19 protein-coding genes and 1 tRNA gene are annotated in these 20,859 nt (G+C 61.7%); 11 read left to right on the top strand and 9 right to left on the bottom strand.

From position 1 onward, the window contains the following. Positions 1-123: 123 nt before the first annotated feature. A complete protein-coding gene (locus J2887_RS12850; protein WP_227171519.1) occupies positions 124-1,149 on the top strand; it encodes a quinone-dependent dihydroorotate dehydrogenase in 1,026 nt (341 codons plus the stop codon). 210 nt (positions 1,150-1,359) lie between these two features. Here J2887_RS12850 and rmf read toward each other — a convergent pair whose 3' ends face one another. Further along, entirely contained in the window at positions 1,360-1,575 is a 216-nt protein-coding gene (gene rmf, locus J2887_RS12845; protein WP_227171518.1) for a ribosome modulation factor, read from the bottom strand. Between the two features lie 375 nt (positions 1,576-1,950). Between rmf and rlmKL the strand changes: the two genes are divergently transcribed. Further along, positions 1,951-4,125, top strand: coding sequence for a bifunctional 23S rRNA (guanine(2069)-N(7))-methyltransferase RlmK/23S rRNA (guanine(2445)-N(2))-methyltransferase RlmL (gene rlmKL / locus J2887_RS12840; protein ID WP_227171517.1), 2,175 nt, complete (start codon positions 1,951-1,953; stop codon positions 4,123-4,125). 23 nt (positions 4,126-4,148) lie between these two features. Here rlmKL and J2887_RS12835 read toward each other — a convergent pair whose 3' ends face one another. Beyond that, positions 4,149-4,772: an outer membrane beta-barrel protein gene (locus tag J2887_RS12835; protein ID WP_227171516.1), complete on the bottom strand. Its 624-nt coding sequence runs from the start codon at positions 4,770-4,772 to the stop codon at positions 4,149-4,151. A 101-nt stretch (positions 4,773-4,873) separates the two neighbouring features. Further along, entirely contained in the window at positions 4,874-5,359 is a 486-nt protein-coding gene (locus tag J2887_RS12830; RefSeq protein ID WP_227171515.1) for a hypothetical protein, read from the bottom strand. A gap of 171 nt (positions 5,360-5,530) precedes the next feature. Between J2887_RS12830 and J2887_RS12825 the strand changes: the two genes are divergently transcribed. Beyond that, positions 5,531-6,826, top strand: coding sequence for a M18 family aminopeptidase (locus J2887_RS12825; protein ID WP_227171514.1), 1,296 nt, complete (start codon positions 5,531-5,533; stop codon positions 6,824-6,826). 136 nt (positions 6,827-6,962) lie between these two features. Here the strand turns inward: J2887_RS12825 and J2887_RS12820 are convergent. Then, a tRNA-Asn gene (locus tag J2887_RS12820) sits at positions 6,963-7,038 on the bottom strand. A 178-nt stretch (positions 7,039-7,216) separates the two neighbouring features. Between J2887_RS12820 and J2887_RS12815 the strand changes: the two genes are divergently transcribed. Continuing rightward, positions 7,217-8,254: a YheT family hydrolase gene (locus tag J2887_RS12815; protein ID WP_324197212.1), complete on the top strand. Its 1,038-nt coding sequence runs from the start codon at positions 7,217-7,219 to the stop codon at positions 8,252-8,254. Between the two features lie 16 nt (positions 8,255-8,270). Here the strand turns inward: J2887_RS12815 and J2887_RS12810 are convergent, their stop codons facing one another. After that, positions 8,271-8,903: an arylesterase gene (locus tag J2887_RS12810; protein WP_416381861.1), complete on the bottom strand. Its 633-nt coding sequence runs from the start codon at positions 8,901-8,903 to the stop codon at positions 8,271-8,273. Positions 8,904-9,061: 158 nt separating this feature from the next. On the opposite strand from J2887_RS12810, the gene J2887_RS12805 reads away from it, so the two are divergent. Continuing rightward, on the top strand, positions 9,062-9,736 hold the full coding sequence (locus J2887_RS12805; RefSeq protein WP_227176121.1) for an ABC transporter ATP-binding protein: 675 nt from the start codon (positions 9,062-9,064) through the stop codon (positions 9,734-9,736). Then, complete coding sequence (locus J2887_RS12800; protein WP_227171512.1) at positions 9,736-12,222, top strand: ABC transporter permease; 2,487 nt, start codon at positions 9,736-9,738, stop codon at positions 12,220-12,222. The genes J2887_RS12805 and J2887_RS12800 overlap by 1 nt, the downstream gene beginning before the upstream one ends. A gap of 28 nt (positions 12,223-12,250) precedes the next feature. Here J2887_RS12800 and J2887_RS12795 read toward each other — a convergent pair whose 3' ends face one another. The 4 genes from J2887_RS12795 to J2887_RS12780 all read right to left on the bottom strand — a co-directional run bounded on the left by J2887_RS12795 (position 12,251) and on the right by J2887_RS12780 (position 16,526). After that, positions 12,251-13,024: a substrate-binding periplasmic protein gene (locus J2887_RS12795; protein ID WP_227171511.1), complete on the bottom strand. Its 774-nt coding sequence runs from the start codon at positions 13,022-13,024 to the stop codon at positions 12,251-12,253. 286 nt (positions 13,025-13,310) lie between these two features. After that, complete coding sequence (locus J2887_RS12790) at positions 13,311-14,498, bottom strand: iron-containing alcohol dehydrogenase (protein WP_227171510.1); 1,188 nt, start codon at positions 14,496-14,498, stop codon at positions 13,311-13,313. Further along, complete coding sequence (locus tag J2887_RS12785; protein ID WP_227171509.1) at positions 14,498-15,043, bottom strand: hypothetical protein; 546 nt, start codon at positions 15,041-15,043, stop codon at positions 14,498-14,500. The genes J2887_RS12790 and J2887_RS12785 overlap by 1 nt, the downstream gene beginning before the upstream one ends. Positions 15,044-15,218: 175 nt before the next feature. Next, the gene (locus J2887_RS12780; protein ID WP_416381860.1) at positions 15,219-16,526 is read right to left on the bottom strand and encodes a M48 family metalloprotease; all 1,308 of its coding nucleotides are present in this window, start codon (positions 16,524-16,526) and stop codon (positions 15,219-15,221) included. Positions 16,527-16,791: 265 nt separating this feature from the next. Here J2887_RS12780 and J2887_RS12775 point away from each other — a divergent pair, with 265 nt between their 5' ends. The 5 genes from J2887_RS12775 (at position 16,792) to J2887_RS12755 (ending at position 20,716) form a co-directional block, all read left to right on the top strand. After that, positions 16,792-17,562 carry a DUF599 domain-containing protein gene (locus J2887_RS12775; RefSeq protein WP_227171508.1) on the top strand — a complete coding sequence of 257 codons (771 nt, stop codon included), beginning with the start codon at positions 16,792-16,794 and terminating at the stop codon, positions 17,560-17,562. Then, positions 17,563-18,033 (top strand): PaaI family thioesterase, encoded by a 471-nt coding sequence (locus tag J2887_RS12770; RefSeq protein WP_227171507.1) that lies wholly within the window; start codon positions 17,563-17,565, stop codon positions 18,031-18,033. It abuts the gene before it with no gap. After that, a complete protein-coding gene (locus tag J2887_RS12765; protein ID WP_227171506.1) occupies positions 18,030-18,464 on the top strand; it encodes a PaaI family thioesterase in 435 nt (144 codons plus the stop codon). The genes J2887_RS12770 and J2887_RS12765 overlap by 4 nt, the downstream gene beginning before the upstream one ends. Positions 18,465-18,577: 113 nt before the next feature. After that, on the top strand, positions 18,578-20,470 hold the full coding sequence (htpG, locus tag J2887_RS12760; RefSeq protein WP_227171505.1) for a molecular chaperone HtpG: 1,893 nt from the start codon (positions 18,578-18,580) through the stop codon (positions 20,468-20,470). 24 nt (positions 20,471-20,494) lie between these two features. Further along, on the top strand, positions 20,495-20,716 hold the full coding sequence (locus J2887_RS12755; RefSeq protein WP_227171504.1) for a DUF2835 domain-containing protein: 222 nt from the start codon (positions 20,495-20,497) through the stop codon (positions 20,714-20,716). Positions 20,717-20,859: the final 143 nt, after the last annotated feature.

Raw genomic sequence — 20,859 nt, 5'->3', positions numbered from 1 at the left:
GGCATTGTAACGCAGTTTTCGTCGTGGACACCGGGGCTAATGTCCAGTGCGGTCAGATATTGCCCGTTCTGGGGCCTGTTCCGGTATACTGCGCCGGTTTACAGCCACCGCGAGGATTCTCCCATGTACGGTCTAGCCCGTAACCTGTTGTTTCGATTGCCGCCTGAGCAGGCCCATGGGGTATCTCTGCGGGGACTGGATATGGCGCACCGGTTGGGGCTGCTGAAGCTGGTGGTGGATCAGGTAGCGCCGCTGCCGGTGGAGGTTATGGGGCTGAAGTTTCCCAACCCGGTCGGCCTGGCGGCGGGCCTGGACAAAGACGCTGACCATGTCGATGCCCTGGGCGCCCTGGGGTTCGGTTTCGTAGAGGTAGGCACGGTCACGCCGCAGCCGCAGCCGGGTAATCCGCAGCCGCGCTTGTTCCGGTTGCCGGAACATCAGGCCATTATCAATCGCATGGGATTCAACAACCAGGGGCTGGATCACCTGTTGGGCCAGGTGGATCGCATGCGCTATCAGGGGGTGCTGGGGATCAACGTGGGCAAGAACAAGGCCACCCCGGACGATGAAGCCGAGCTGGATTACCGCAAGGGCATTGCGGCGGTCTACAGTCGTGCCAACTACATCACCGTGAACGTTTCCTCGCCCAACACCCCGGGATTGCGGGATCTGCAGTTCGGAGACGCCCTCAAGCGCCTGCTGGCAGCCATCAAGGACGAACAGACGTTGCAGCAGCAGGAGCAGGGCCGTTATGTGCCGATTGCCGTGAAAATCGCCCCCGACATGGATGACGACGGTGTCCGTTTTGTGGCCCAGGCCCTGCGTGAGGCCGGTATGGACGGGGTGATTGCCACCAATACGACCATTGAACGGCAGGCGGTGGCCGGACATGCCCTGGCCGCCGAAACCGGGGGGCTGAGTGGCGCGCCGGTCCGGGCGGCGTCACTGCGGGTTATTGAAGGATTGTACGCTGAGCTGGGTGAGTCGCTGCCGATTATTGGTGTGGGCGGTATCACCGATGGCGCCGCTGCTGCCGAAAAGATCCGTGCCGGTGCCAAGCTGGTGCAGATCTACACCGGGTTTATCTATCGCGGGCCGGCACTGATCGGCGAGTGTGTGGAGGCCATCCGGGCGCTGGGAAGTCGTTAGGGTTGTAGACGCTGCCGGGAAAAAAGATGGGCCCGCTGAGCGGGCCCGTGCGGGGAATAAACCCCGTGGCGTTACAGGTTTTGGTCCGGGTCGGGAGGACCCGTTTTGGGTATCAAGGTCTGTTCTTCTGATTGTGTCCGGGCGTTCCGACGCCCTGTTGGTGAAACGAAAGATTCAGAAATTGCTGTCAGGCCCCTGGGCCTGAGCCGTTCAGGTCGAGGCGGTAACGTCCGCCAGTCGGTGGATACCTGATACGCCGGTCATGCCATCCCAGTGATCGGTTCGGCCTTCCCGCCACCCGTTGAGCCATTCCTGTCGGACTTCAGCTTGATCGGAGGGGCAGCGGTCTTTGGATTTACCAGACACACCGGCCAGATAACCCCGCTTGAATGCGCGAGCGAACACGTCTCTTTTCTGTCTCTTCATGCCGTTCCTCACCTCATGGTTTTAGAGAACAAGCGTGTGCACACCCGCCGTGGCCTGTAGAATTGGGCCGGTGAACCGACATACCGTTGTCTGGGCTCAAATCCGACCATGTCTACCGTAGCCACGGCAGTCAGGATCCTGATCACGAAACCTGTTTTTGGGTCTCGTTAAATGACGCGTCAGTTACAAGGTATGATGAACCAAAGCGCCGTGTACACTATTTATTTCATCTATGTGTCAGCGTCTTTATAGTTTTGTGAAATAAGGCCAGCAGGTGCTGGTCAGGCGAATTGTCGGCGACTCGACTATGCTGTGCTATCAGCTTCCAGTCCCGACCCCACCCCGCACCGCATTTCAAGTTTCAGGAGTAACCCATTGAGCAATCTCACTTTCTTTATTTCATGCCCGAAAGGTATTGAATACCTGCTGGCCGATGAGCTGCGGGAGCTGGGCGTTGAGCCTGTGCGCAATACCCCGGCGGGCGTCTGGGGGAAGGGAGACCTGGCTGCCGGTTATCGGGCCTGTCTGTGGTCGCGGCTGGCCAATCGGGTGATCCTGCATCTTGCAGAAGTGGGCGCCGAGAGCGGAGATCAACTCTACGATGGCGTGCATGGCCTCGACTGGTCACAGCATCTGGCCGTCACCGGTACCTTCAAAGTGATGTTCAGTGGCCAGAATCGGGCGATCCGTCACACTCAGTATGGCGCCCAACGGGTAAAAGATGCGGTAGTGGACCGACTGCGGACCGCGGATGGCAAGCGGCCGTCGGTGGCCAGTGATCCTGACCTGCTGATCTCGGCGCGACTGCACCGTGGCCGGTTGGCCGTGGGTATTGATCTTGGTGGCGACAGCCTGCACAAGCGCGGTTATCGCACCGAGAAGGGCATTGCGCCGTTGAAAGAGAACCTCGCGGCTGCGCTGTTGTTGCGGGCCGGCTGGCCGGAGATAGCCGCCAACGGCGGCCACCTGGTTGATCCCATGTGCGGCTCCGGCACTTTGCTGATCGAAGCCGCGATGATGGCGCAGGATCTGGCGCCGGGCCGCCAGAGACCACGCTTCGGTTTTGAACGCTGGCTTGGGCATCAGCCTGAGACCTGGCTTTCCTTGCGTCAGGAAGCGGAGCGCCGTGCCCACGAGGGCAAGGAAAAGACCCGTCAGCTCAAGCTGGCGGGGTTTGATCAGGATCGCGCCGTCATTGCCACGGCCTGGCGCAACATTCAGCGCGCTGGTCTGGAAGGTGTTGTCCACGTTGAGTGTCGTGCTGTTTCGGAGCTGGCACTACCGGATACCTGGGAGGGGCGCGGCCTGGTGCTGACCAACCCGCCCTACGGCGAGCGTTTGAGTGAGCGCCGCGAGTTGGCCGCGCTCTACGGCGAGCTGGGGGAAGCGGTGAAACGGGCATGCCAGGGCTGGCGTCTTGGGGTGTTCACTGGTGCACCGGAATACGGCAAGGCGCTCGGCCTGCGCAGCGACAAGCGTTACAAGCTGTTCAACGGCAAGCTGCCCGCGACGTTGTTGTTGTTCCAGGTGGATGAGGCCAGCGCGATGCGGCCGCACACACCGGAAGAAGAGGGCTCCCTGACGCCGCGTATACGACATCCGGAGCGGGCTGAGATGCTGGCCAACCGGTTGCGCAAGAACCTGAAAGCCCTGGGAGGCTGGGCCCGCAAGCAGGGCATCGAGTGCTATCGGTTGTATGACGCGGACATGCCCGAATTCGCCATGGCCATTGATCTGTACGGTGATCAGGTACACGTTCAGGAGTATGCGCCGCCGAAGTCGGTCGATACCCGGGCAGCGCTGGAACGGCTGGCAGAGGCGCTGGCGGTGATTCCCGAGGTGTTGGGCGTGCCGGCAACGGCGATCAGCTGCAAACAGCGCTCGCGCCAGAGCGGCACCCAGCAATACGAAAAGCAGTCCTCCACCGGTGAGTTCTTTACCGTTCACGAACACGGCTGTGCGCTCAGGGTGAATCTCCGGGATTACCTGGACACTGGCCTGTTCCTGGATCATCGGCCAGTGCGTCACTGGCTCCAACAGCAGGCGCGCGGCAAGCGTTTCCTCAACCTGTTCTGCTACACCGGAGCGGCAACCGTCCATGCGGCGGTGGGCGGGGCCACCCGTTCTCTCAGTCTGGATATGTCGAAGACGTACGTGAACTGGGCGAGGGAGAACCTGGCGCTGAACGGCCTTGACGATCGCCGTCACCAGGTGGAGCAGCAGGACTGCCTGCAATGGCTGGCCCAGCCGGCCACGCCGGATCAGGTTTTCGATCTGATTTTCATGGACCCACCAACCTTTTCAAACTCGGCGCGGATGCGGGATGTGCTCGATATCCAGCGGGATCACCCGCAACTGATCCGCCAGGCGATGGATCGCCTGTCCAGCGATGGGCTGTTGGTATTCTCCAACAATTTCCGTCGCTTCCAGCTGGATGAAGCGCTGGAACAGGCGTTCGAGATCCGCGAAGTGACCCGCGACACGCTGGACAAGGACTTTCAGCGTAACCCCCGCATTCATCGCTGCTGGCACATTCGCCACCGGGTTTGATCGGGGGTGAATCGGCGGCTCCGTCAGAACTCGTAGCGGAACCCGGCGGAGAACTGGAAGCTGTTGGCACCGGTGCCGGTGTCCTTGAACAGGCGGCCACCTTCCACCAGCAGGTAGGTGCGCTCCGCCAGTTCCAGGTCGGCGCCCACGATCCAGCTGACGCTGAAGTCGCTGTCCGGGAAGTCACCGGTCTGGTCGGCGTAGGGGGAGCTGTCGTCAGGATCGTCTTCCCGGGCCTTGCCTGCCTTGGTCAGACTGGCGGAGCCGCTGACGTGGGTAAAGCCGAACTGGCCGTAGATGTTGGCGTAGTCGGTCAGCGGGTGATGCAGACCCATATACCAGCTCTGGTAATGCTCGATGTCCAGTGACAGTTCGTCATCAAGGGTGCCCTCGGACAGACCACCGCCCAGACGCAGTTCCGCGTGGAACAGCTCGGTGAGGTGGCCGCCGACCACCAGAGTCGCAGCGTTGCTCCAGGTTTTTTTCTCCGGGCCATCACCTACCGAGCGGTGATTCAGGGCGGTGGCCAGCAGGCCTACGTAGTGGCGGTCTTCACGGGGGATGTCGTCGGCGGCCTGGACGGTCAACGGCAGGCCGAGAACCAACGGCAGCAGGGTGGGGCGGAGGGCTCGCAGCAGCGTAGTCATTGTCGTAATTATTCCTGAAGGTCCGCGAATTCTGGCTGATTTTGCCTAGGGTGACGGTATGTTACGTCGACCCAGGTCACAGTATGACGGTGCCGTCCCGGTCATTCCATGCCGATCAGGCCTTCGTCCCGGGCCAACAGTAGCAGGGCATAAACACCGTTCTCAGGGAGTTGGGGGTCCAGCCCCTGTTCAAACATCAGATCACGGCGGCGGTCTTCGATGGTATCCCGGTCCAGCCCGGTAATCAGGTCGGTCACCGGTGCCAGCTCGAACGGCGCTTCCAGATTGACGCTGGAAAAGATCAGATCCACCAGGACGTCGTCCGGATCGAGGCCGTCGGTGAACACGGTTTCATCTGGCAGGTCCTCGTGCAGTACCCGGGCCAGCTCGATCAGTGGGACGCCCTGTTCCTCCAGGTAGTGGAGGTCGACGTCCGGCAGCTCCATATCCGCTGGCAGCCAGCTTTCATCCGGTGCAATAACCACCGTTTTCATACGGCCGTCAGACAGCGACCAGGCAATGGCGGTGGGAAACAGGGCGTCGTCGGTCTGGCAGTACTCAATGTCGATAAAGCGCGGAATGGACACGTTCAACTCCTGCTATGCGGCTGTGGCGGTGGGGAAACGGGCTGGAAGTTTAGCCATTCGTGCTATTCGTGGCAAAATGCGTATTTGCCCCGAAGGGCCGACGATTCCGTCCGCCGCTTCGGCTTCGCCCATCCTTGGCCGACACTTACGGTCCTGACTTCCGGGAACAGCATGGAACACCAGTCTTTCAATCAGCAACTGCTCGACTTCCTTCACCAATCACCGACGCCCTGGCATGCGGTGCAGCAAATGACCAAGCGTCTGGATGCTGCCGGCTTTGTGGCCCTGGATGAAGCGGACACCTGGCAGTTGGCCCCGGGGCAGGGTTATTACGTGGTGCGCAATGGCTCGTCGCTGGTGGCGTTCCGTAGTGGGCGCCAGGCGCCGGAAACGGCGGGGATTCGCATGGTGGGGGCGCACTCGGATAGCCCGTGCCTGAAGGTCAAACCCAACCCGGAGTTGCAGCGCAAGGGGTATCTCCAGCTGGGCGTTGAGGTCTATGGCGGGGTACTGCTGAACCCCTGGTTTGATCGCGATCTGTCTCTGGCCGGGCGGGTCAGCGTAGTGGACGAGAATGGCAAGTTTAGCGATGTACTGGTGGATTTCCGCAAGGCGGTGGCCTATATCCCGAGCCTGGCGATTCATCTCGACCGGGAAGCCAACAACAGCCGTTCGATCAATCCCCAGAAAGACCTGCCGCCGGTATTGATGCAGGTGGGTGAGGACGAGGAGGTCTGTTTCCACGACTTGCTGGCGGAGCAGGTGCGCTGTGAGCACCCGACGCTGTCGTTTGACCGTATCCTGGGTTATGAAATGAGCTTCTACGACGCCCAGCCGCCGGCGGTGGTTGGCCTGCGGGACGAATTCGTCGCCTCGGCGCGGCTGGATAACCTGCTCAGCTGCTTTATCGGGCTGGAGGCTCTGCTGGCAGCGGACGGGGAGCAGCCCTCGCTGTTTGTCTGCAATGATCACGAAGAGGTGGGCAGTCAGTCCGCCGAAGGTGCTCAGGGGCCTTTCCTGGCTTCGGTGGTGGAACGGTGGTGCGGTGCTGAGGTGATGCCAAGGGCGATCAGCCGCTCGATGATGATTTCGGCGGACAATGCCCATGGCGTGCACCCGAATTTTGCCGATCGTCACGATGAGAATCACGGGCCGCTGCTTAATCGGGGGCCGGTGATCAAGGTGAACCACAACCAGCGCTATGCCACCAACAGCCGTTCGGCGGCGCTGTACCGCCACCTGAGTGACGAGCTGGGGCTGCCCCACCAGACCTTCGTGGTTCGCAGTGACATGGCCTGCGGCAGCACCATCGGACCGATTACGGCCGGTACTCTGGGAGTGACCACCCTGGATATCGGGGTACCGCAGTGGGGAATGCATTCCATTCGGGAGACGGCGGGGGTCGAGGACGGTGTGACCCTTTACCGGGTGCTGGAGGCCTTTATGAACCGGCCGCAGGTGAACTGACCGCTGCGTGGAGTGGGCGGCGATGCCGCCCTGATGTAACAGTGCGCCAGTGTCCCGTTCGGTGATTTCGCGGGCTTGTTCTTCGCTCGCCAGAAAGCAAAAAAGCCGCTGAATCAGCGGCTTTTTTGGGAATAAGTGGCTCCCCGAGCTGGGCTCGAACCAGCGACAAACGGATTAACAGTCCGTTGCTCTACCAACTGAGCTATCGGGGAACATCGTCGAGATGGCGCGCATATTAAGGACTTATTTCAGTGGAGTCAACCCCCTGAATTAAATGGTTAAAAAGTGATCTGTCAGGGAGGTCGGCGGGCGCAGAATGGGGCAGAATAGGCGCCATATGAGTAACGTACCAACAGGCGCCCTGAAGTTGATGATTTGGAGAAGATGCCCGTGGCAGTAATTGATGACCCTCTGGCAATGCCGCATGGCTACGCCACCGTTCCCCATCCGGTGCCGGCCGGCAGTCAGGCCCGACTGCAGCACTATCGGCCACCGGGCTGGCTGCGCAGTGGTCACCTGCAATCGGTGTGGCCAACCCTGTTTCGACGGGTAGCGTTGGCGCCGCCGCAGGCGGAGGTCATTGCCACGGCTGATGACGATGAGTTGCATCTGGACTGGTACCGAACCGGCAGTCGACGGCTGGCGATCCTGTCCCATGGTCTCGAGGGCCACTCCCGGCGTCCTTACATTCTGGGGTTGGCTCGGGGCCTGCTGCGTTCCGGCTGGGATGTGCTGGCCTGGAATTTCCGGTCCTGCGGCGGGGTGATGAACCGCCAGCCCCGGTTCTACCACAGTGGCGCCACCGTTGACCTGGCGCGGGTGGTAGATGTGGCTCTGGAGCAGGATTATCAGCAGGTCTCGCTGGCTGGCTTCAGTATGGGCGGTAACCTGACCCTGTTGTACCTGGGGCAGCAGGGTGAGCAGGTGGACCCGAGGATCTGTGGCGCGGTGGCGTTCTCGGTACCCTGTGATCTTGCCGGCAGTGCGGCGGAGCTGGCCAAACCATCGCGTCGCATCTACATGCAGCGGTTCCTGAAGGATCTGGAAGGCAAGATGGAGGAGAAAGCGGCCCGCTTCCCGGAATTGATCGACACCCGGGGCTTTGACCAGATTCGCACGTTTCGCCAGTTTGATGATCGCTACACTGCGCCCCTGCACGGTTTCCGGGATGCCGAGGATTACTGGGCGCAGTGTTCGAGTCTGGGTCGGCTGAAGGACATTCGGGTGCCGGCGCTGCTGGTCAATGCCCAGGACGACCCGTTCCTGAGCGCGGACTGTTTCCCCCGTTCGTCATCGCTTCTGGGGGACTGCGTCACCTTGGAGGCGCCGCGCTGGGGCGGCCATGTTGGCTTTGTGGAACACGCCCGTGACGGCTACTACTGGTCGGAACGCCGGGCGGTGGCGTTCCTTGAGCAACAGGCGTCATAGGGCGTCTGTTGCTGATTCAGTCTCGGAGCAGTGGCGCCAGGTGGGGCCAGACATTGTCCAGCAGTCGGGACTGGGCTTCGGCGGTGGGATGAATGCCATCTCCCTGCATCATCCCCTGCTGGTTGTAGATGCCGTCGAGAAAGAAGGGCACCAGCGGCAGTTCGTGTTGTTCGGACAGGGATGGGTAGATGTCTGCAAACATCCGGGTGTAGCGCTCACCGTAATTGGGAGGAATCTGGATACCCACCAGCAGGGCGTCCGCGCCGGCATCTAGGCTGTTATCGATCATGCTCTCCAGATTGCGTTTGATGACCGGTGGCGGAAATCCCCGCAGGCCATCGTTGCCGCCGAGTTCGATCACCACCACATCGGGCTGGTGCTGTGTCAGCAGGTCCGGCAGTCGGCGGGCGCCGCCATCGGTGGTTTCGCCGCTGATGCTGGCATTGACCACCTGCCAGTCTCCCAGGCCTTCAGATTCCAGCCGGGATTTCAGCAGTGCTACCCAGGCCCGCTCCGTCGGCACGCCATAAGCGGCGCTGAGGCTGTCCCCCATGATCAGCACGGTGCCCTGATTCGCCTGGGCGAGTCCGGCCGCCAGCCACAGCAGTAAAAAAACAGTTGATCTCATGACTTTTTTTACCGTATCCATAAGGAACTCCAGAGAATTTGGAGAGTCATTCTGTGGTCCACCTACCGTCCCGATCAAGTGATTCGGCGGGCCGGGCCCCAACCAACACCGTGACATTTTCTTAACGAGGAGCCGCCGTGCCCGATCAGACCCCGACCGATATGCCTTCGTCCCAATCCATGCTGAAAGTGGAAGCGCTCAGTCATCGGGTAGATCTGGGAGATGATACGTTAACCATCCTGCAGGAGGTTTCCTTCGATATTGCCCGGGGGGAGTCAGTGGCCATCGTTGGACGCTCCGGGTCCGGTAAGACCACCTTGCTGGGACTGCTGGCGGGGCTCGACAGCCCGTCGTCCGGGCGGGTGGTTCTCGACGGCGAAGAGATCAGCGCCCTCGGCGAGGATGAGCGGGCGGCGCTGCGGGCGCGGCGGGTCGGTTTCGTGTTTCAGTCGTTCCAGTTGTTGCCGGCGCTGAGCGCCCTGGAAAACGTCATGCTGCCACTGGAGCTGGCCGGTCATGAGGCTCCGGAGGCCCAGGCCACCGAGCTGCTGGAGCGGGTTGGTCTGGGACAGCGTTTGCGGCACACGCCGCGGCAGCTCTCTGGTGGCGAGCAGCAGCGGGTCGCCATTGCCCGTGCCTTTGCCAGCAATCCGGCGGTGCTGTTCGCCGACGAGCCTACCGGCAACCTGGACAATCGTACCGGTAAGACCATTTCCGACCTGCTGATGGCGCTGAACCGCGAGCAGGGCACGACCTTGGTGATGGTGACTCATGACGAGCAGCTGGCCCAGCGTTGCCAACGTCGCCTGAGCATCGATGCCGGCCGGGTCACCGAGCCGGAGGAGCAGCACTGATGGCGGTCACGGGACAACTGGCGTCGGTTCGACGGGATCTGCGGGAGCGTGATGTCAGGGTGGTGATCACCGCCCTGGTGGTGGCGGTAGCGACGGTGGCGACCATCAGCCTGTTTGCCAGTCTGCTGCAGCGGGCCCTGGTGACTTCAGCCAGTGCCTTTCTGGCGGCCGACCGACAGCTGGAGGCGGAACACGGCCGCCCGATCCCGCCGGACTGGTACCAGGAGGCAAATCGACGAGGCATCAGCACGGCGTCCATGGTGGAGTTCTCCACCATGGTGTTCGGTGGTGACCGCTTCCAGCTGGTGGCCGTGAAGGCGGTGAGCGATACCTACCCGTTGCGGGGGCAGATTGAGATGCAGGCGGGGGAAGGCGCCGAGCGTGAGCTGGTGAGTCGGGGCCCCCGTCCGGGGGAGGTGTGGCTCAACCCTCGCCTGATGCGATTGCTGGCCCTGGATATGGGCGACTCGCTGGAAGTGGGCAATCAGGCGCTGACGGTCAGCGGTCTGTTGCTGCGGGAGCCCGATGGTGGCTTCAGCATGGCGGCGCTGGCGCCCAGGATCATGATGCACGCCGATGATGTGCCCGCCACCGGGGTGGTGCGTGAGGGCAGCCGGGTTGAGTATGTGGCGTTGTTCGCCGGTGAGGAGCCGGAACTGGAGGCGTTCCATCGCTGGCTGGAGCCGCAGTTCCATCCCAGCCATGAATGGAAAAGCGTGCAGGATGGCGAGACCCTGTCGCGCTCGCTGCAGCGGGCGGAACGGTTCCTGCTGCTTGGCGGCAGTCTGGCGGTGTTGCTGGCGGCGGTGGCCGTGGCAGTTGCCAGCCGGGAGTACGCGTTGGGACAGCGGGATACGGTGGCCCTGCTGAAGACCCTGGGCCTGCGGGGTGGCGCCATTTCGCGGCTGTATCTTCGCCGTCTGGCTCTATGGGGCGTGGCTGGCTGCGCCGGTGGGCTGCTACTGGCCCTGCCGATCTACTACGGTTTGGCCCAGGTGCTGAGCGAGGTGTTGGAGCGCCCGGTGGCGGCAGAGCTGGACTGGCGTGCCTTGCTTCCGGCCCTGGTGACCGCGCTGGTGGCGCTGTTCGGGTTTGCCTATCCGCCGGTCCGCCGGTTGCGGCAGGTGGCGGCCATGCGGGTGTTGCGCAGCGAGCCCGGTGAGTCGGGCCGGCGGGCATGGCCGGACATTCTGCTGGCCGGTCTGGCGGTGTTCGGCCTGGTGTGGTTTTACGCCGGTGAACTGGCGATGGTGACGGCTCTGCTGGGCGGCGTGGCGGCGCTGCTGGCGGTGCTCGGTTTGGTGGCCTGGCTGATGGTGCTGGGGCTGCGTCACCTGCGTGGTGGCGGTACCGCCTGGCGGCTGGCGCTGGTGGCGTTGTATCGGCATCGCCAGAGTACCCTGTCCCAGGTCTCGGTGTTCGCGATGACCATCATGCTGGCCTGTACCCTGATACTGGTTCGAAGTTCCCTGCTCGATGACTGGCAGGCGCAGTTGCCGGAGAACGCGCCCAATCACTTTCTGATCAACATCGCACCAGAAAAGGTCGATGCCGTGGCCGATTTCTGGGAACAGCGCGGCCATCCACTGGCGCAACTGTACCCCATGGTTCGGGGCCGGCTGACCGAACTCAATGGCCAGCCGGTGAAAGAGGCGGTCAGCAAGGATGAGCGGATCAACGCCCTGAACCGGGAGCTCAATCTGACCTGGATGTCGGAACTGCCAGCGGACAACGCCCTGGTCCAGGGACAGTGGTTCGAAGCGGGCGCCCGCGACGGGGTGTCGGTGGAGTATGAACTGGCAGAACGGCTGGGCCTGAAGATCGGCGACCGGCTGGGATTCACCATTGGCTCGGATACCCTGAGCGAAACGGTGACCAGTATCCGCACGGTGCAGTGGGAGAGTATGCAGCCCAATTTCTACATGGCGTTTCCGCCGGATGGTCAGCTGGCGGCCATGCCGTCCACCTGGATCACCAGTTTCTACCTGCCGACGTCGGAAAAGGCCCTGCTGAACGATTTCGCCCGGGCATTCCCGACGGTCTCGGTGCTGGAAGTGGACCACATCATTGAGCGCATCCGCGCTATCGTCCAGCAGGTGACCCAGGCGGTGGAGGCCATTCTGGCCCTGATCCTGGCCGCGGCGCTGGTGGTGATGGCAGCGGTGGTCAGCGCCACCCTGCGTGACCGTCAGCGGGAAGGCGCGCTGCTGCGAACCCTGGGCGGGCAGCAGCGACTGCTGGTGCGCAGCACCATGCTGGAGTTTGCCCTGCTGGGGTTGGTGGCGGGTATTCTCGGGGCGTTGGCCGCTGAGGCGGCGGTCTGGGCACTGCAGTTGCGGATGTTTGAAGGCGAATTCCAGTGGCACTGGTCGGTGATGCTGCCGGTGCCGCTGGTCAGCGCGGCGCTGTTGTCACTGTTTGGTCGCTGGCAGCTGGCGCCGGTGCTGAAGGTGTCCCCGATGCTGTTGCTGCGACGCCTGGAGTGAGGCCCGGCGGCTTGCTGCCGGGGCCGATTCAGCGGTAGCTGGCGAGGATGTCGTTCAGCTCACCGCTGGCCTTGAGGCGGGTCAGTTCGCTGTTGAAGCGGTGTATGAACCCGGTCAGCTCGGGGCGTACCATCAGCCGCAAGCTGTAGTTGCTGATGCTGGCTTGTGAAGTCGCCAGGGCGCCGGCCATGTATGGGTGGTTGCGGATGACCCAGCGGCCGACCAGGCGATCGGCGATGGCGCCGTCAAAGCGCTCGCTGTCGAGCAGATACCGGAACACCTCAGCATCACCCACCACATCGAATCGCTGGGTCCGGCCGCTATCGAACAGCTCCGCCAGTTTGGCGTGGTAGTAGCCCAGGTGGGTGACCAGGGTCTTGCCTGCCAGATCGTCGGGTGACTGGAATTCAAATGCCCGGTTGTGAGGGTAGAACAGCACTTCCTCTACCTGCACGATGGGGTCGGAGTAGAGAAACCGCTCGGGCTGGCTGGTCCACTCCACCGCTCGCGGGGTGGCGTCGACGTAGCCGTTCAGAATCAGTTCATCGACCCGCTTGCGGGGAACTTTCAGTGGCTCCAGGGTCAGTTGCAGCCGTTCGCTGATGCGGGACATAACATCCCAGACGATACCGCCCAGGTGGTCATCCTCCACGATCAGGTAGGGTGGATAGCCGTTGGGCGAGACGTTAAAGCGGATGGTGTCCTGCAGGTCGTCATTGCCCGTGGACGCCGAAACCTGGCCCGGCAGGGTGGCCAGGAGCAACAGGGACGATAACAGGGCGGTAGCAAGGTTGGCTGGCATAGGCGTGAGGCAACAGTGAACGAAATGAACCAGAGCGTTCAGAACGGGGGCCGTTCCGTTTCATGCTTCCATGCCAGGATGTGCCGCTTGGCAAACACTGGGATCTGGTCCGGTTCAGCTGGCAAGGCTGCCTGTGGCGGTGTGATGACACCTGGCAAGAGCCTGCGCGACCCGGAACATATTATGAATTTTGTCCGTTTCGCCAGGGATTTGCAATGTTGGGAAGGTCTGTCGGCGTTCGGGGAAGGTGGGCTGTGCCCCGCCACGAGGGCGGGGCGGTCGGCTATCAGGCCCAGGCTTTCTGCAGTACCGCGCGGGCATCCTCCAGCGAGGCCTCGCGGGGATTGAACATGATTGAGCCATCGTCGAGGGCGAGGGCCGCGATGTCGTCGAGCTGGGACTCGTCCACCTTACCGGTTTCCTTGAGGGTTCGGGGCAGCTGGCACTTCTTGTACAGCGCATCCCGCAGTCGACGGATGGCGGAGATGGCCGCTTCAGCACGTCGGTTGGCCGGCGTGGCGGCGTAGGCCTCCGGACCGTCCAGGTATAGCAGCAGCTCACCCAGAGGCTCGCGAATGGTCTCCAGATTGTATTCCAGCACGTAGGGCATGTAGATGCTCATGCACAGGCCGTGGGGCAGGTGGCAGATCGCACCGGTGGCGTGCCCCAGGGCGTGGACCAGACCCACCATCGAGTTGGAGAAAGCAATGCCGGCCATGGTCGAGGCCTGGGCCAGCTCCAGGCGGCCGTCGGCGTCCTTGGGATTGTCCATCACCGCCAGCAGTGAGTGGCTGATCTTTTTCACCGCCGCGGTGGCATAGGCATCGCTGAGCGGGTTCTTGGCCATGCAGGTGAACGCTTCGGTGGCGTGGGTGAGGGCGTCCATCGCGGTGGCTGCGGTGATGTGAGGGGGCAGCGTCAGCGTCATCCGCGGGTCGATAATGGCGGCGTTGGGCAATAGGAACGAGGAGGTGAACGGCAGTTTGACCGACTTTTCGGTATCTGCAATCACCGCCACCGCGGTCACTTCCGAGCCGGTGCCTGCGGTGGTCGGCACCACAAAGAACGGCTTCAGCGGCCGCTTCAGCACCCCGGCGCCGGCGTAGGCGGCGATGTCGTCACCGCCTTCGGATACCAGAATGTTGACAGCCTTGGCGGTGTCGATGGCGGAGCCTCCCCCCACGGCGATGATGGCATCGCATTTCTCCTGGCGGTAGATGCCGGCGATGTCCCGCACGACGGCCTTGGAGGAGTCGGGGGGGACGTCGTCGTAAACGCTGGCGATGTCCAGATCGCTCTCCTCACAGGCGGCAATCACCGGTTCCAGCAGGCCTGCGGCACGCACACCCTTGTCGGTAATGATCATCGGCCGTTTGCCGCCGAGGCCGGCCAGTTCGTAGGGGATGTGTTCCAGTGCGGCTTTACCGGCAATCACCTTCACCGGGCAGAAGAACTCGTAGAATGTGCTGCTCATTATGCTCTCACCGTGTCAAAGAATTGGGACGCAACCTTGAGGTAGATGCGTGTGGCGTTGAGGAGTTTCTCCGGCAGGTGCAGGTTACGGGGATACTCCTTGACTGCCCTTCGGGCCAGCAACCGCGGCAGGATAAAGGCCTCCAGGCGGTTGAGAATGCGGGTCATGCGGACTGCGTAGCCAATGTCGCCATCCACCAGCATGCGGTCGTTGGCAAACGCCACCGAGGTTTTTTCCTGGAAGGACAGCACCAGGAAGGCATGGGCAATGTGCTTGAACTGGATGGACAGGTTCACGGGGCGGGGCGCTTCCGAGCCGTGATAGCGGAAGCGGCCGTTGCCGAGGTGTTCTATCACCAGGCTGGCGCCGTGGGGCATCACCATCATCTCGAACAGGAAGCCCTCTGGCAGTGCCCGGGCCTCGTTCTGAACATCGTCGTCAATCTCACTGATGGCCTGGAGGGCGTTGCCCATCACCTGAAACATCAGCTCCACGTACAGGCGCCGGGCCTGCGATGCCATGGGTTGCAGTCGTCTGGCAAGCATCGGGTTGGTCCCTTGTTGTTAGCGTTAAATTGATTTTTAGAGTTTTTGCTCTAGATGTCAATGCAGCCACTGACGCGGGAACGTCGTCACTTCAGCAAGCGCGACCGAGAAAGGGAGCGGATGAGGGAGAGAACGGCGGATGCCGGGCCGGCAGGTGGCCCGACATCCGTTAGGGTTATTGTTGCTTGGGCTGCTGCTGTGGTTGGGTGCCGGTCAGCTGGGCCAGTTTACGCTGGGCTTCCTGGCCAATCGCGCCACCAGCCTCTGAGGCCTTGCGGTAGTGGGCAATCGCATCGTTCTTGCGTTGCTGGCGGACGGCAATGTCTCCCAACCGCAGATAGCCAATGGAGGTGGGCACCGTGCGGTTGGCGTCGGTAATGTCCTCTTGCGCCTGGTTCAGGTTGTTGAGGGCATAGGCGTGGAGGCCCCGCCGCAGGCGATAGCTGAACATTTCCGGATACAGCGACACCGCCTTGTCGTAGTCATGATCGGCCAGATCCGGCTGCTCCAGCAGTTGATGAATCTGCCCCCGCAGGGCAAAGAACATGGCTTCGCCGTCTTCAATGTCGATTGCCCGGTTGATTTCGCCAAGGGCCTGCTGGAACTTCTCTTCCCGGATCAACGACACCGCCTTGTCGTAGGCGTCATAGGCGGGCTGCAGGCGCTTCAGCGTGGCCAGGTGGCGCTGATAGACGTCACGGCCACGGAAGCCGCCGCCATCGAGCTTCTGCGCCAGTTCCAGATTGCGATCCACCCGGGTCTGGGAGGGAGGGTGGGTGGCAAACAGCCCGGAGACAAAGCTGGATTCGCGGCCCTCGGACAGCTTCACAAACAGTTGTTGCAGCTCCACCGCTGCCATCGGGTCATAGCCTGCTTTCACCATGTAGCGAATGCCGTAGTGGTCGGATTCAAGCTCATCGGCCTGGCCATACTGGGCCAGTGCCAGTTGGGCGCCGACAGCGGCTCCCCCCATCGCCAGCTGGGCCCAGTCGCTGTCGGCCAGGGCAATGCCGACTCCGGCCATACCGGCATTGATCAGCATGCCGGTCTGCATTCGCTGGACACTGTGGCGGGCGGCCGCGTGGACGATCTCGTGTCCCAGTACCGAAGCCAGTTGGGCTTCGTCTTCCAGCTGCACCAGCAGGCCGCGGTTGATGGCGATCTTGCCGGAGGGCAGGGCCCAGGCGTTGGGAACGCTGCTGTTGAGTACCACGAACTCATAGGGCATGTCCGGTCGATCACTGACGGCAGCCAGCTTCATGCCAACCTCACGAATGTAGAAGCTCAGCTCCGGGTCAAGATAGAACTGGCCGCCCTGGGTCTGCTGGGTGGGAATGTACTGCTTGGCCCCCATGGTCCATTCCTGCTGTTCGGAGATCAGCGACAGCTGTTTCTCCCCGGTGACGGGGTTGACGGCACAACCGCCAAGGATGGCCAGCAGCAGTGCCAGTGGCAGGCAACGACGAAGAACGCGGATGTTCACTCCAGACTCCCTGTAGATCCGTTGATTGGCGTTCCCGCTCAGTACCACCTAGCTTGAGGGGAAGGTACAGAAGCGGTAGCGAAGCGCTTCCTGCCGGTGGGCAGGAGGATTCTCTGCTTTATACCATATAGACCGGCGATGACAGAGGTGGTTGCAGGTTCCCAGGCCCCGTAGCCGTGGCAAACTGGCTGGGTACTGGCCCCTTGCGGTAGAATCGGGCCCTCGTCTTCGTGCTTCTGCCATTGCCCGTTACCCGGACCCCTTGATGAAAGAATCCCTGGATTTGCTGGCCCTGCTCTGGTTCCTCGTGTGCTGGCTGGGTTACAGCGAGTATTCCCGCCGTCGCGCCGACGACCGGCCCTGCCTGTCCAACACCCTGGATCTCTATCGGGAAGACTGGATGCGGGTCATGCTGCGCCGGGATAACCGCATCTCCGACGCCTCGGTGGTGGGCAACCTGGAACGTAACGGCGCCTTTTTTGCCTCCAGCTGCCTGCTGATCCTGGCCGGTATCATCACCGCGCTGGGTTACACCCAGGAGGTGATGGAAGTGTTCAGCACCCTGCCATTCGGCAACCTGCCCAGCCGGGCCATCTGGGAGCTGCGCATGGTGGTGCTGATGGTGGTGTTTATCTACGCGTTCTTCAAATTCACCTGGTCGATGCGGATGTACAACTTCGTGGCGGTGCTGATCGGCGGCGCGCCGTTCCCCGGTGACAAACAGGTGAGCCCGGCATCGCGGGAAGCCTTTGCCCGCAGCGCGGCCCAGGTCTGCAACATGGCGGGGGACGCCTTCAACCTGGGGTTGCGCTCCTACTACTACGCTCTGGCCGTGGTGGCCTGGTTCATCCACCCGGTGGCATTTCTTGCGGCCTCCACCCTGGTGGTGTTCGTACTGTACCGGCGGGAGTTCCGGTCGGCAGCGCTGACCGCATTGCGCTCTGGCAAGGTCTTTGAGGAGCCGTCATCAAAGGCACCAAAAAGCACGAAGCAAACCGAAAAAACCGAACGAAACGTGGAAGGAAAGGCCGACTGAATGACCGATTCCGTGCGCAAGGACCGGGTCACCCGGTTCATCAACACCCTGCAGCAGGCTCGCACACTGGGGCTGACCGTGGCCGACGCTGACGATCAGCAACTGACTCTGTGCCTGCCATACAGCCAGAAAATCATCGGCAACCCGGAAACCGGGGTGATCCATGGTGGCGCCATCACCACGCTGATGGACACCGCCTCCGGTTCGGTGATGATCTGTGTGCTGCCGGATTTTGAGCTGTGTCCCACCCTCGACCTGCGGGTGGATTACATGCGACCGGCGGAACCCAACAAGCCGGTCTATGCCCGTGCCGAGGCCTACCGCATTACCAATAACATCATCTTTACCCGCTGTGAGGCCTACCAGGAAAAGGGCAAGGCCATTGCCAACTGCGTTGGTACCTTCATGCGCATCGGGCGGGAAGCCACGCCCAAATCCTACCGTGACCTGATTACCGGAGACGACGCATGACCACCGCGGAAATCCTGCGCTATACCCAGGAAACGGGCGATTTTTCCCGCATGCTGGATGGCATCCCCTACGCTGGCTTCATCGGCCTGCAGTGTGAGCGGTTCGGCGATGACCTGATTTTCCGGCTGCCCCGCAAGGACAGCAACATTGGCAACCCGATCCTGCCGGCCATTCATGGCGGTGTGATTGGCGGCTTTATGGAGCTGTCCGCAGCCATCTATCTGATGATGTCCCAGGACGTGCTGCGTATGCCGCGCATCGTCGACTTCTCACTGGACTACCTGCGAGCCGGTCTGGACCGGGAAACCTTCGCCGAATGCCGGCTTACCCGCCAGGGCAACCGGGTGGCGAACGTGATGGTCACCGCCTGGCAGAAATCACGCAGCCAGCCCATCGCCACCGCCCGCGCCCACTTCCTTCTGGAAGACTGATCAGCCCTTGAAAAGCGATCGGGTGGCCCCACTTCTGTTTGCAACCCCAAACAGAGGGGGATCGCCCGCGCGATTCCCCACGTGTTCCATCTCAGTCAGGAGACGTTCAAGCCATGACGGTTGAATCCCAGAAAGAGACCCTTGGTTTCCAGACCGAGGTGAAGCAGCTGCTTCACCTGATGATCCACTCCCTCTATTCCAACAAGGAAATTTTCCTGCGGGAGTTGATCTCCAACGCCTCAGACGCTGAAGACAAGCTGCGTTTCGCCGCTCTCAAGGATGACAGCCTCTACGAGGGCAGCCCCGACCTGAACATCCGCATCGATTTCGATGAAGACGCCAATACCGTGACCATCACTGACAATGGCATCGGTATGACCCGCGACGATGTGATTGCCAACCTCGGCACCATCGCCAAATCCGGCACCGCCGAATTCCTCCAGCAGCTGTCTGGTGACGAGAAGAAAGACAGCAAGCTGATCGGTCAGTTTGGTGTTGGCTTCTACTCGGCGTTCATCGTGGCTGATCGGGTGGAAGTGTTTACCCGTCGTGCCGGTGCACCGGCAGAAGAAGGTGTGCATTGGGACTCCAAGGGCGACGGCGAATTCTCCATTGAATCGGTCAATCGTGATGTCCGCGGTACCCAGATCGTGCTGCACCTGAAGGCGGACGAGAAGGAATTTGCCAACGGCTGGCGTCTGCGCTCCCTGGTCAAGAAGTATTCCGACCACATCTCGTTCCCGGTGATCATGAAGGCCGAGCAGACCGAAGAAGGCGAGGAAGCGAAAGACGAGACCGTCAACGACGCGACTGCGCTGTGGACCCTGCCGCGTACTGAGATCAAGGATGACGAGTACAAAGAGTTTTACAAGCACATTGCCCACGACTTTGAGGACCCGCTGACCTGGTCCCACAACAAGGTCGAAGGCAAGCTCGATTACACCAGCCTGCTGTACCTGCCGGCACGTGCTCCGTTTGATATGTACAACCGCGAGGCGCCACGAGGCCTGAAGCTGTACGTGCAGCGGGTGTTCATTATGGATGACGCCGAGCAGTTCCTGCCGCTGTACCTGCGTTTCACCAAGGGCGTGATCGATTCCAACGACCTGTCCCTCAACGTTTCCCGTGAGATCCTGCAGAACGACAGCACTGTCGAGAGCATCAAGTCCGCCCTCACCAAGCGGGTGCTGGACATGCTGGGCAAACTGGCCAAGAAAGATGTCGACAGTTACCAGAAGTTCTGGGACGAGTTCGGTCAGGTCCTCAAGGAGGGCCCGGCGGAAGACTTCAGCAACCGTGAGAAGATTGCCGGCCTGCTGCGATTTGCTTCCACCAATACCGGTGAGGCTGCCCAGAACGTCTCGCTGGATGACTACCTCGGCCGCATGAAAGAAGGTCAGAACAAGATCTACTACATCACTGCCGACAGTCACGTCGCCGCCAAGAGCAGCCCGCACCTGGAGGTCTTCCGCAAGAAAGGCATTGAGGTGCTGATTCTGTCCGACCGTATCGACGAGTGGATGATGGGCTACCTCAACGAATACGACGGCAAGCAGTTGCAGGACGTTGCCCGCGGCGAGTTGGACCTGGGCGAGGCTGAGACCGAGGAAGACAAGAAGCAGCAGGAAGAGGCCACCGAAGCCCACAAGGATCTGCTGGAGCGTATCCAGAAAGCCCTGGCTGAACGGGTCCAGGAAGTGCGGGTGACCAACCGCCTGACCGATTCTCCGGCCTGCCTGGTTGTGGGAGACCACGACATGGGCGCGCAGATGAAGAAGATCATGGAAGCGGCCGGCCAGAAAGTGCCGGACAGCAAACCGATTTTCGAGATCAACGTTGAGCACCCACTGGTGCAGCGGCTTGAGAACGAGCAGGGCGAGGAGCGCTTTGGTGAGCTGTCTGCGGTACTGCTTGACCAGGCCACTCTGGCCAGCGGCGAGCAGCTGGAAGACCCGGGTGCCTACGTCAGCCGGCTGAATCGCCTGCTGCTGGAACTGTCCAACTGATCCGTCACCGGAACGGGCAGCCCAGTGCAGCACATCATCGTGGACATCTCCATCGGCCCTGACGAGTGGATCAAGCTCTATCAGGGCTCGGCGCGGGATGTCCATACCCGGGCCCGGGACGGACGCTCAATCCGCTTCCCGGCCCGTATTCTTGTGCCGTTCTTCCTGCGGGACGGCATCCACGGTTCCTTCCGTATCCTGTTTGATGACCAGGGAAAATTCCACTCCATAGAACGCCTCGCCTGATCCTTCCCCTGAGCGCTCTGTTCCGCTGCCGTTTTCGATAGCTAAAAACTCTTGTTCCTTTTCTTTTAATTAATTATCTCGAGATCTCCCTGGGCGTTATCGTGAAATGGTTCCCGACAACGCAGGAGATCGCCCATGAAACA

Source organism: Marinobacter sp. CA1, assembly GCF_020546665.1.
In the GTDB taxonomy this organism is placed as follows: Bacteria; Pseudomonadota; Gammaproteobacteria; order Pseudomonadales; family Oleiphilaceae; genus Marinobacter; species Marinobacter xestospongiae.
Note: the sequence above shows the minus strand (reverse complement) of the source record. Positions and strands in the feature narration are given on the sequence as shown.

Bases quoted from the DNA above. Each gene is read 5' to 3' on its own strand.
- J2887_RS12850 (WP_227171519.1), top strand. From the start codon at position 124: ATGTACGGTCTAGCCCGTAACCTGTTGTTTCGATTGCCGCCTGAGCAG.
- rmf (WP_227171518.1), bottom strand. From the start codon at position 1,575: ATGAAGAGACAGAAAAGAGACGTGTTCGCTCGCGCATTCAAGCGGGGT.
- J2887_RS12835 (WP_227171516.1), bottom strand. From the start codon at position 4,772: ATGACTACGCTGCTGCGAGCCCTCCGCCCCACCCTGCTGCCGTTGGTT.
- J2887_RS12825 (WP_227171514.1), top strand. From the start codon at position 5,531: ATGGAACACCAGTCTTTCAATCAGCAACTGCTCGACTTCCTTCACCAA.
- J2887_RS12810 (WP_416381861.1), bottom strand. From the start codon at position 8,903: ATGGATACGGTAAAAAAAGTCATGAGATCAACTGTTTTTTTACTGCTG.
- J2887_RS12805 (WP_227176121.1), top strand. From the start codon at position 9,062: ATGCTGAAAGTGGAAGCGCTCAGTCATCGGGTAGATCTGGGAGATGAT.
- J2887_RS12800 (WP_227171512.1), top strand. From the start codon at position 9,736: ATGGCGGTCACGGGACAACTGGCGTCGGTTCGACGGGATCTGCGGGAG.
- J2887_RS12795 (WP_227171511.1), bottom strand. From the start codon at position 13,024: ATGCCAGCCAACCTTGCTACCGCCCTGTTATCGTCCCTGTTGCTCCTG.
- J2887_RS12790 (WP_227171510.1), bottom strand. From the start codon at position 14,498: ATGAGCAGCACATTCTACGAGTTCTTCTGCCCGGTGAAGGTGATTGCC.
- J2887_RS12785 (WP_227171509.1), bottom strand. From the start codon at position 15,043: ATGCTTGCCAGACGACTGCAACCCATGGCATCGCAGGCCCGGCGCCTG.
- J2887_RS12775 (WP_227171508.1), top strand. From the start codon at position 16,792: ATGAAAGAATCCCTGGATTTGCTGGCCCTGCTCTGGTTCCTCGTGTGC.
- J2887_RS12770 (WP_227171507.1), top strand. From the start codon at position 17,563: ATGACCGATTCCGTGCGCAAGGACCGGGTCACCCGGTTCATCAACACC.
- J2887_RS12765 (WP_227171506.1), top strand. From the start codon at position 18,030: ATGACCACCGCGGAAATCCTGCGCTATACCCAGGAAACGGGCGATTTT.
- htpG (WP_227171505.1), top strand. From the start codon at position 18,578: ATGACGGTTGAATCCCAGAAAGAGACCCTTGGTTTCCAGACCGAGGTG.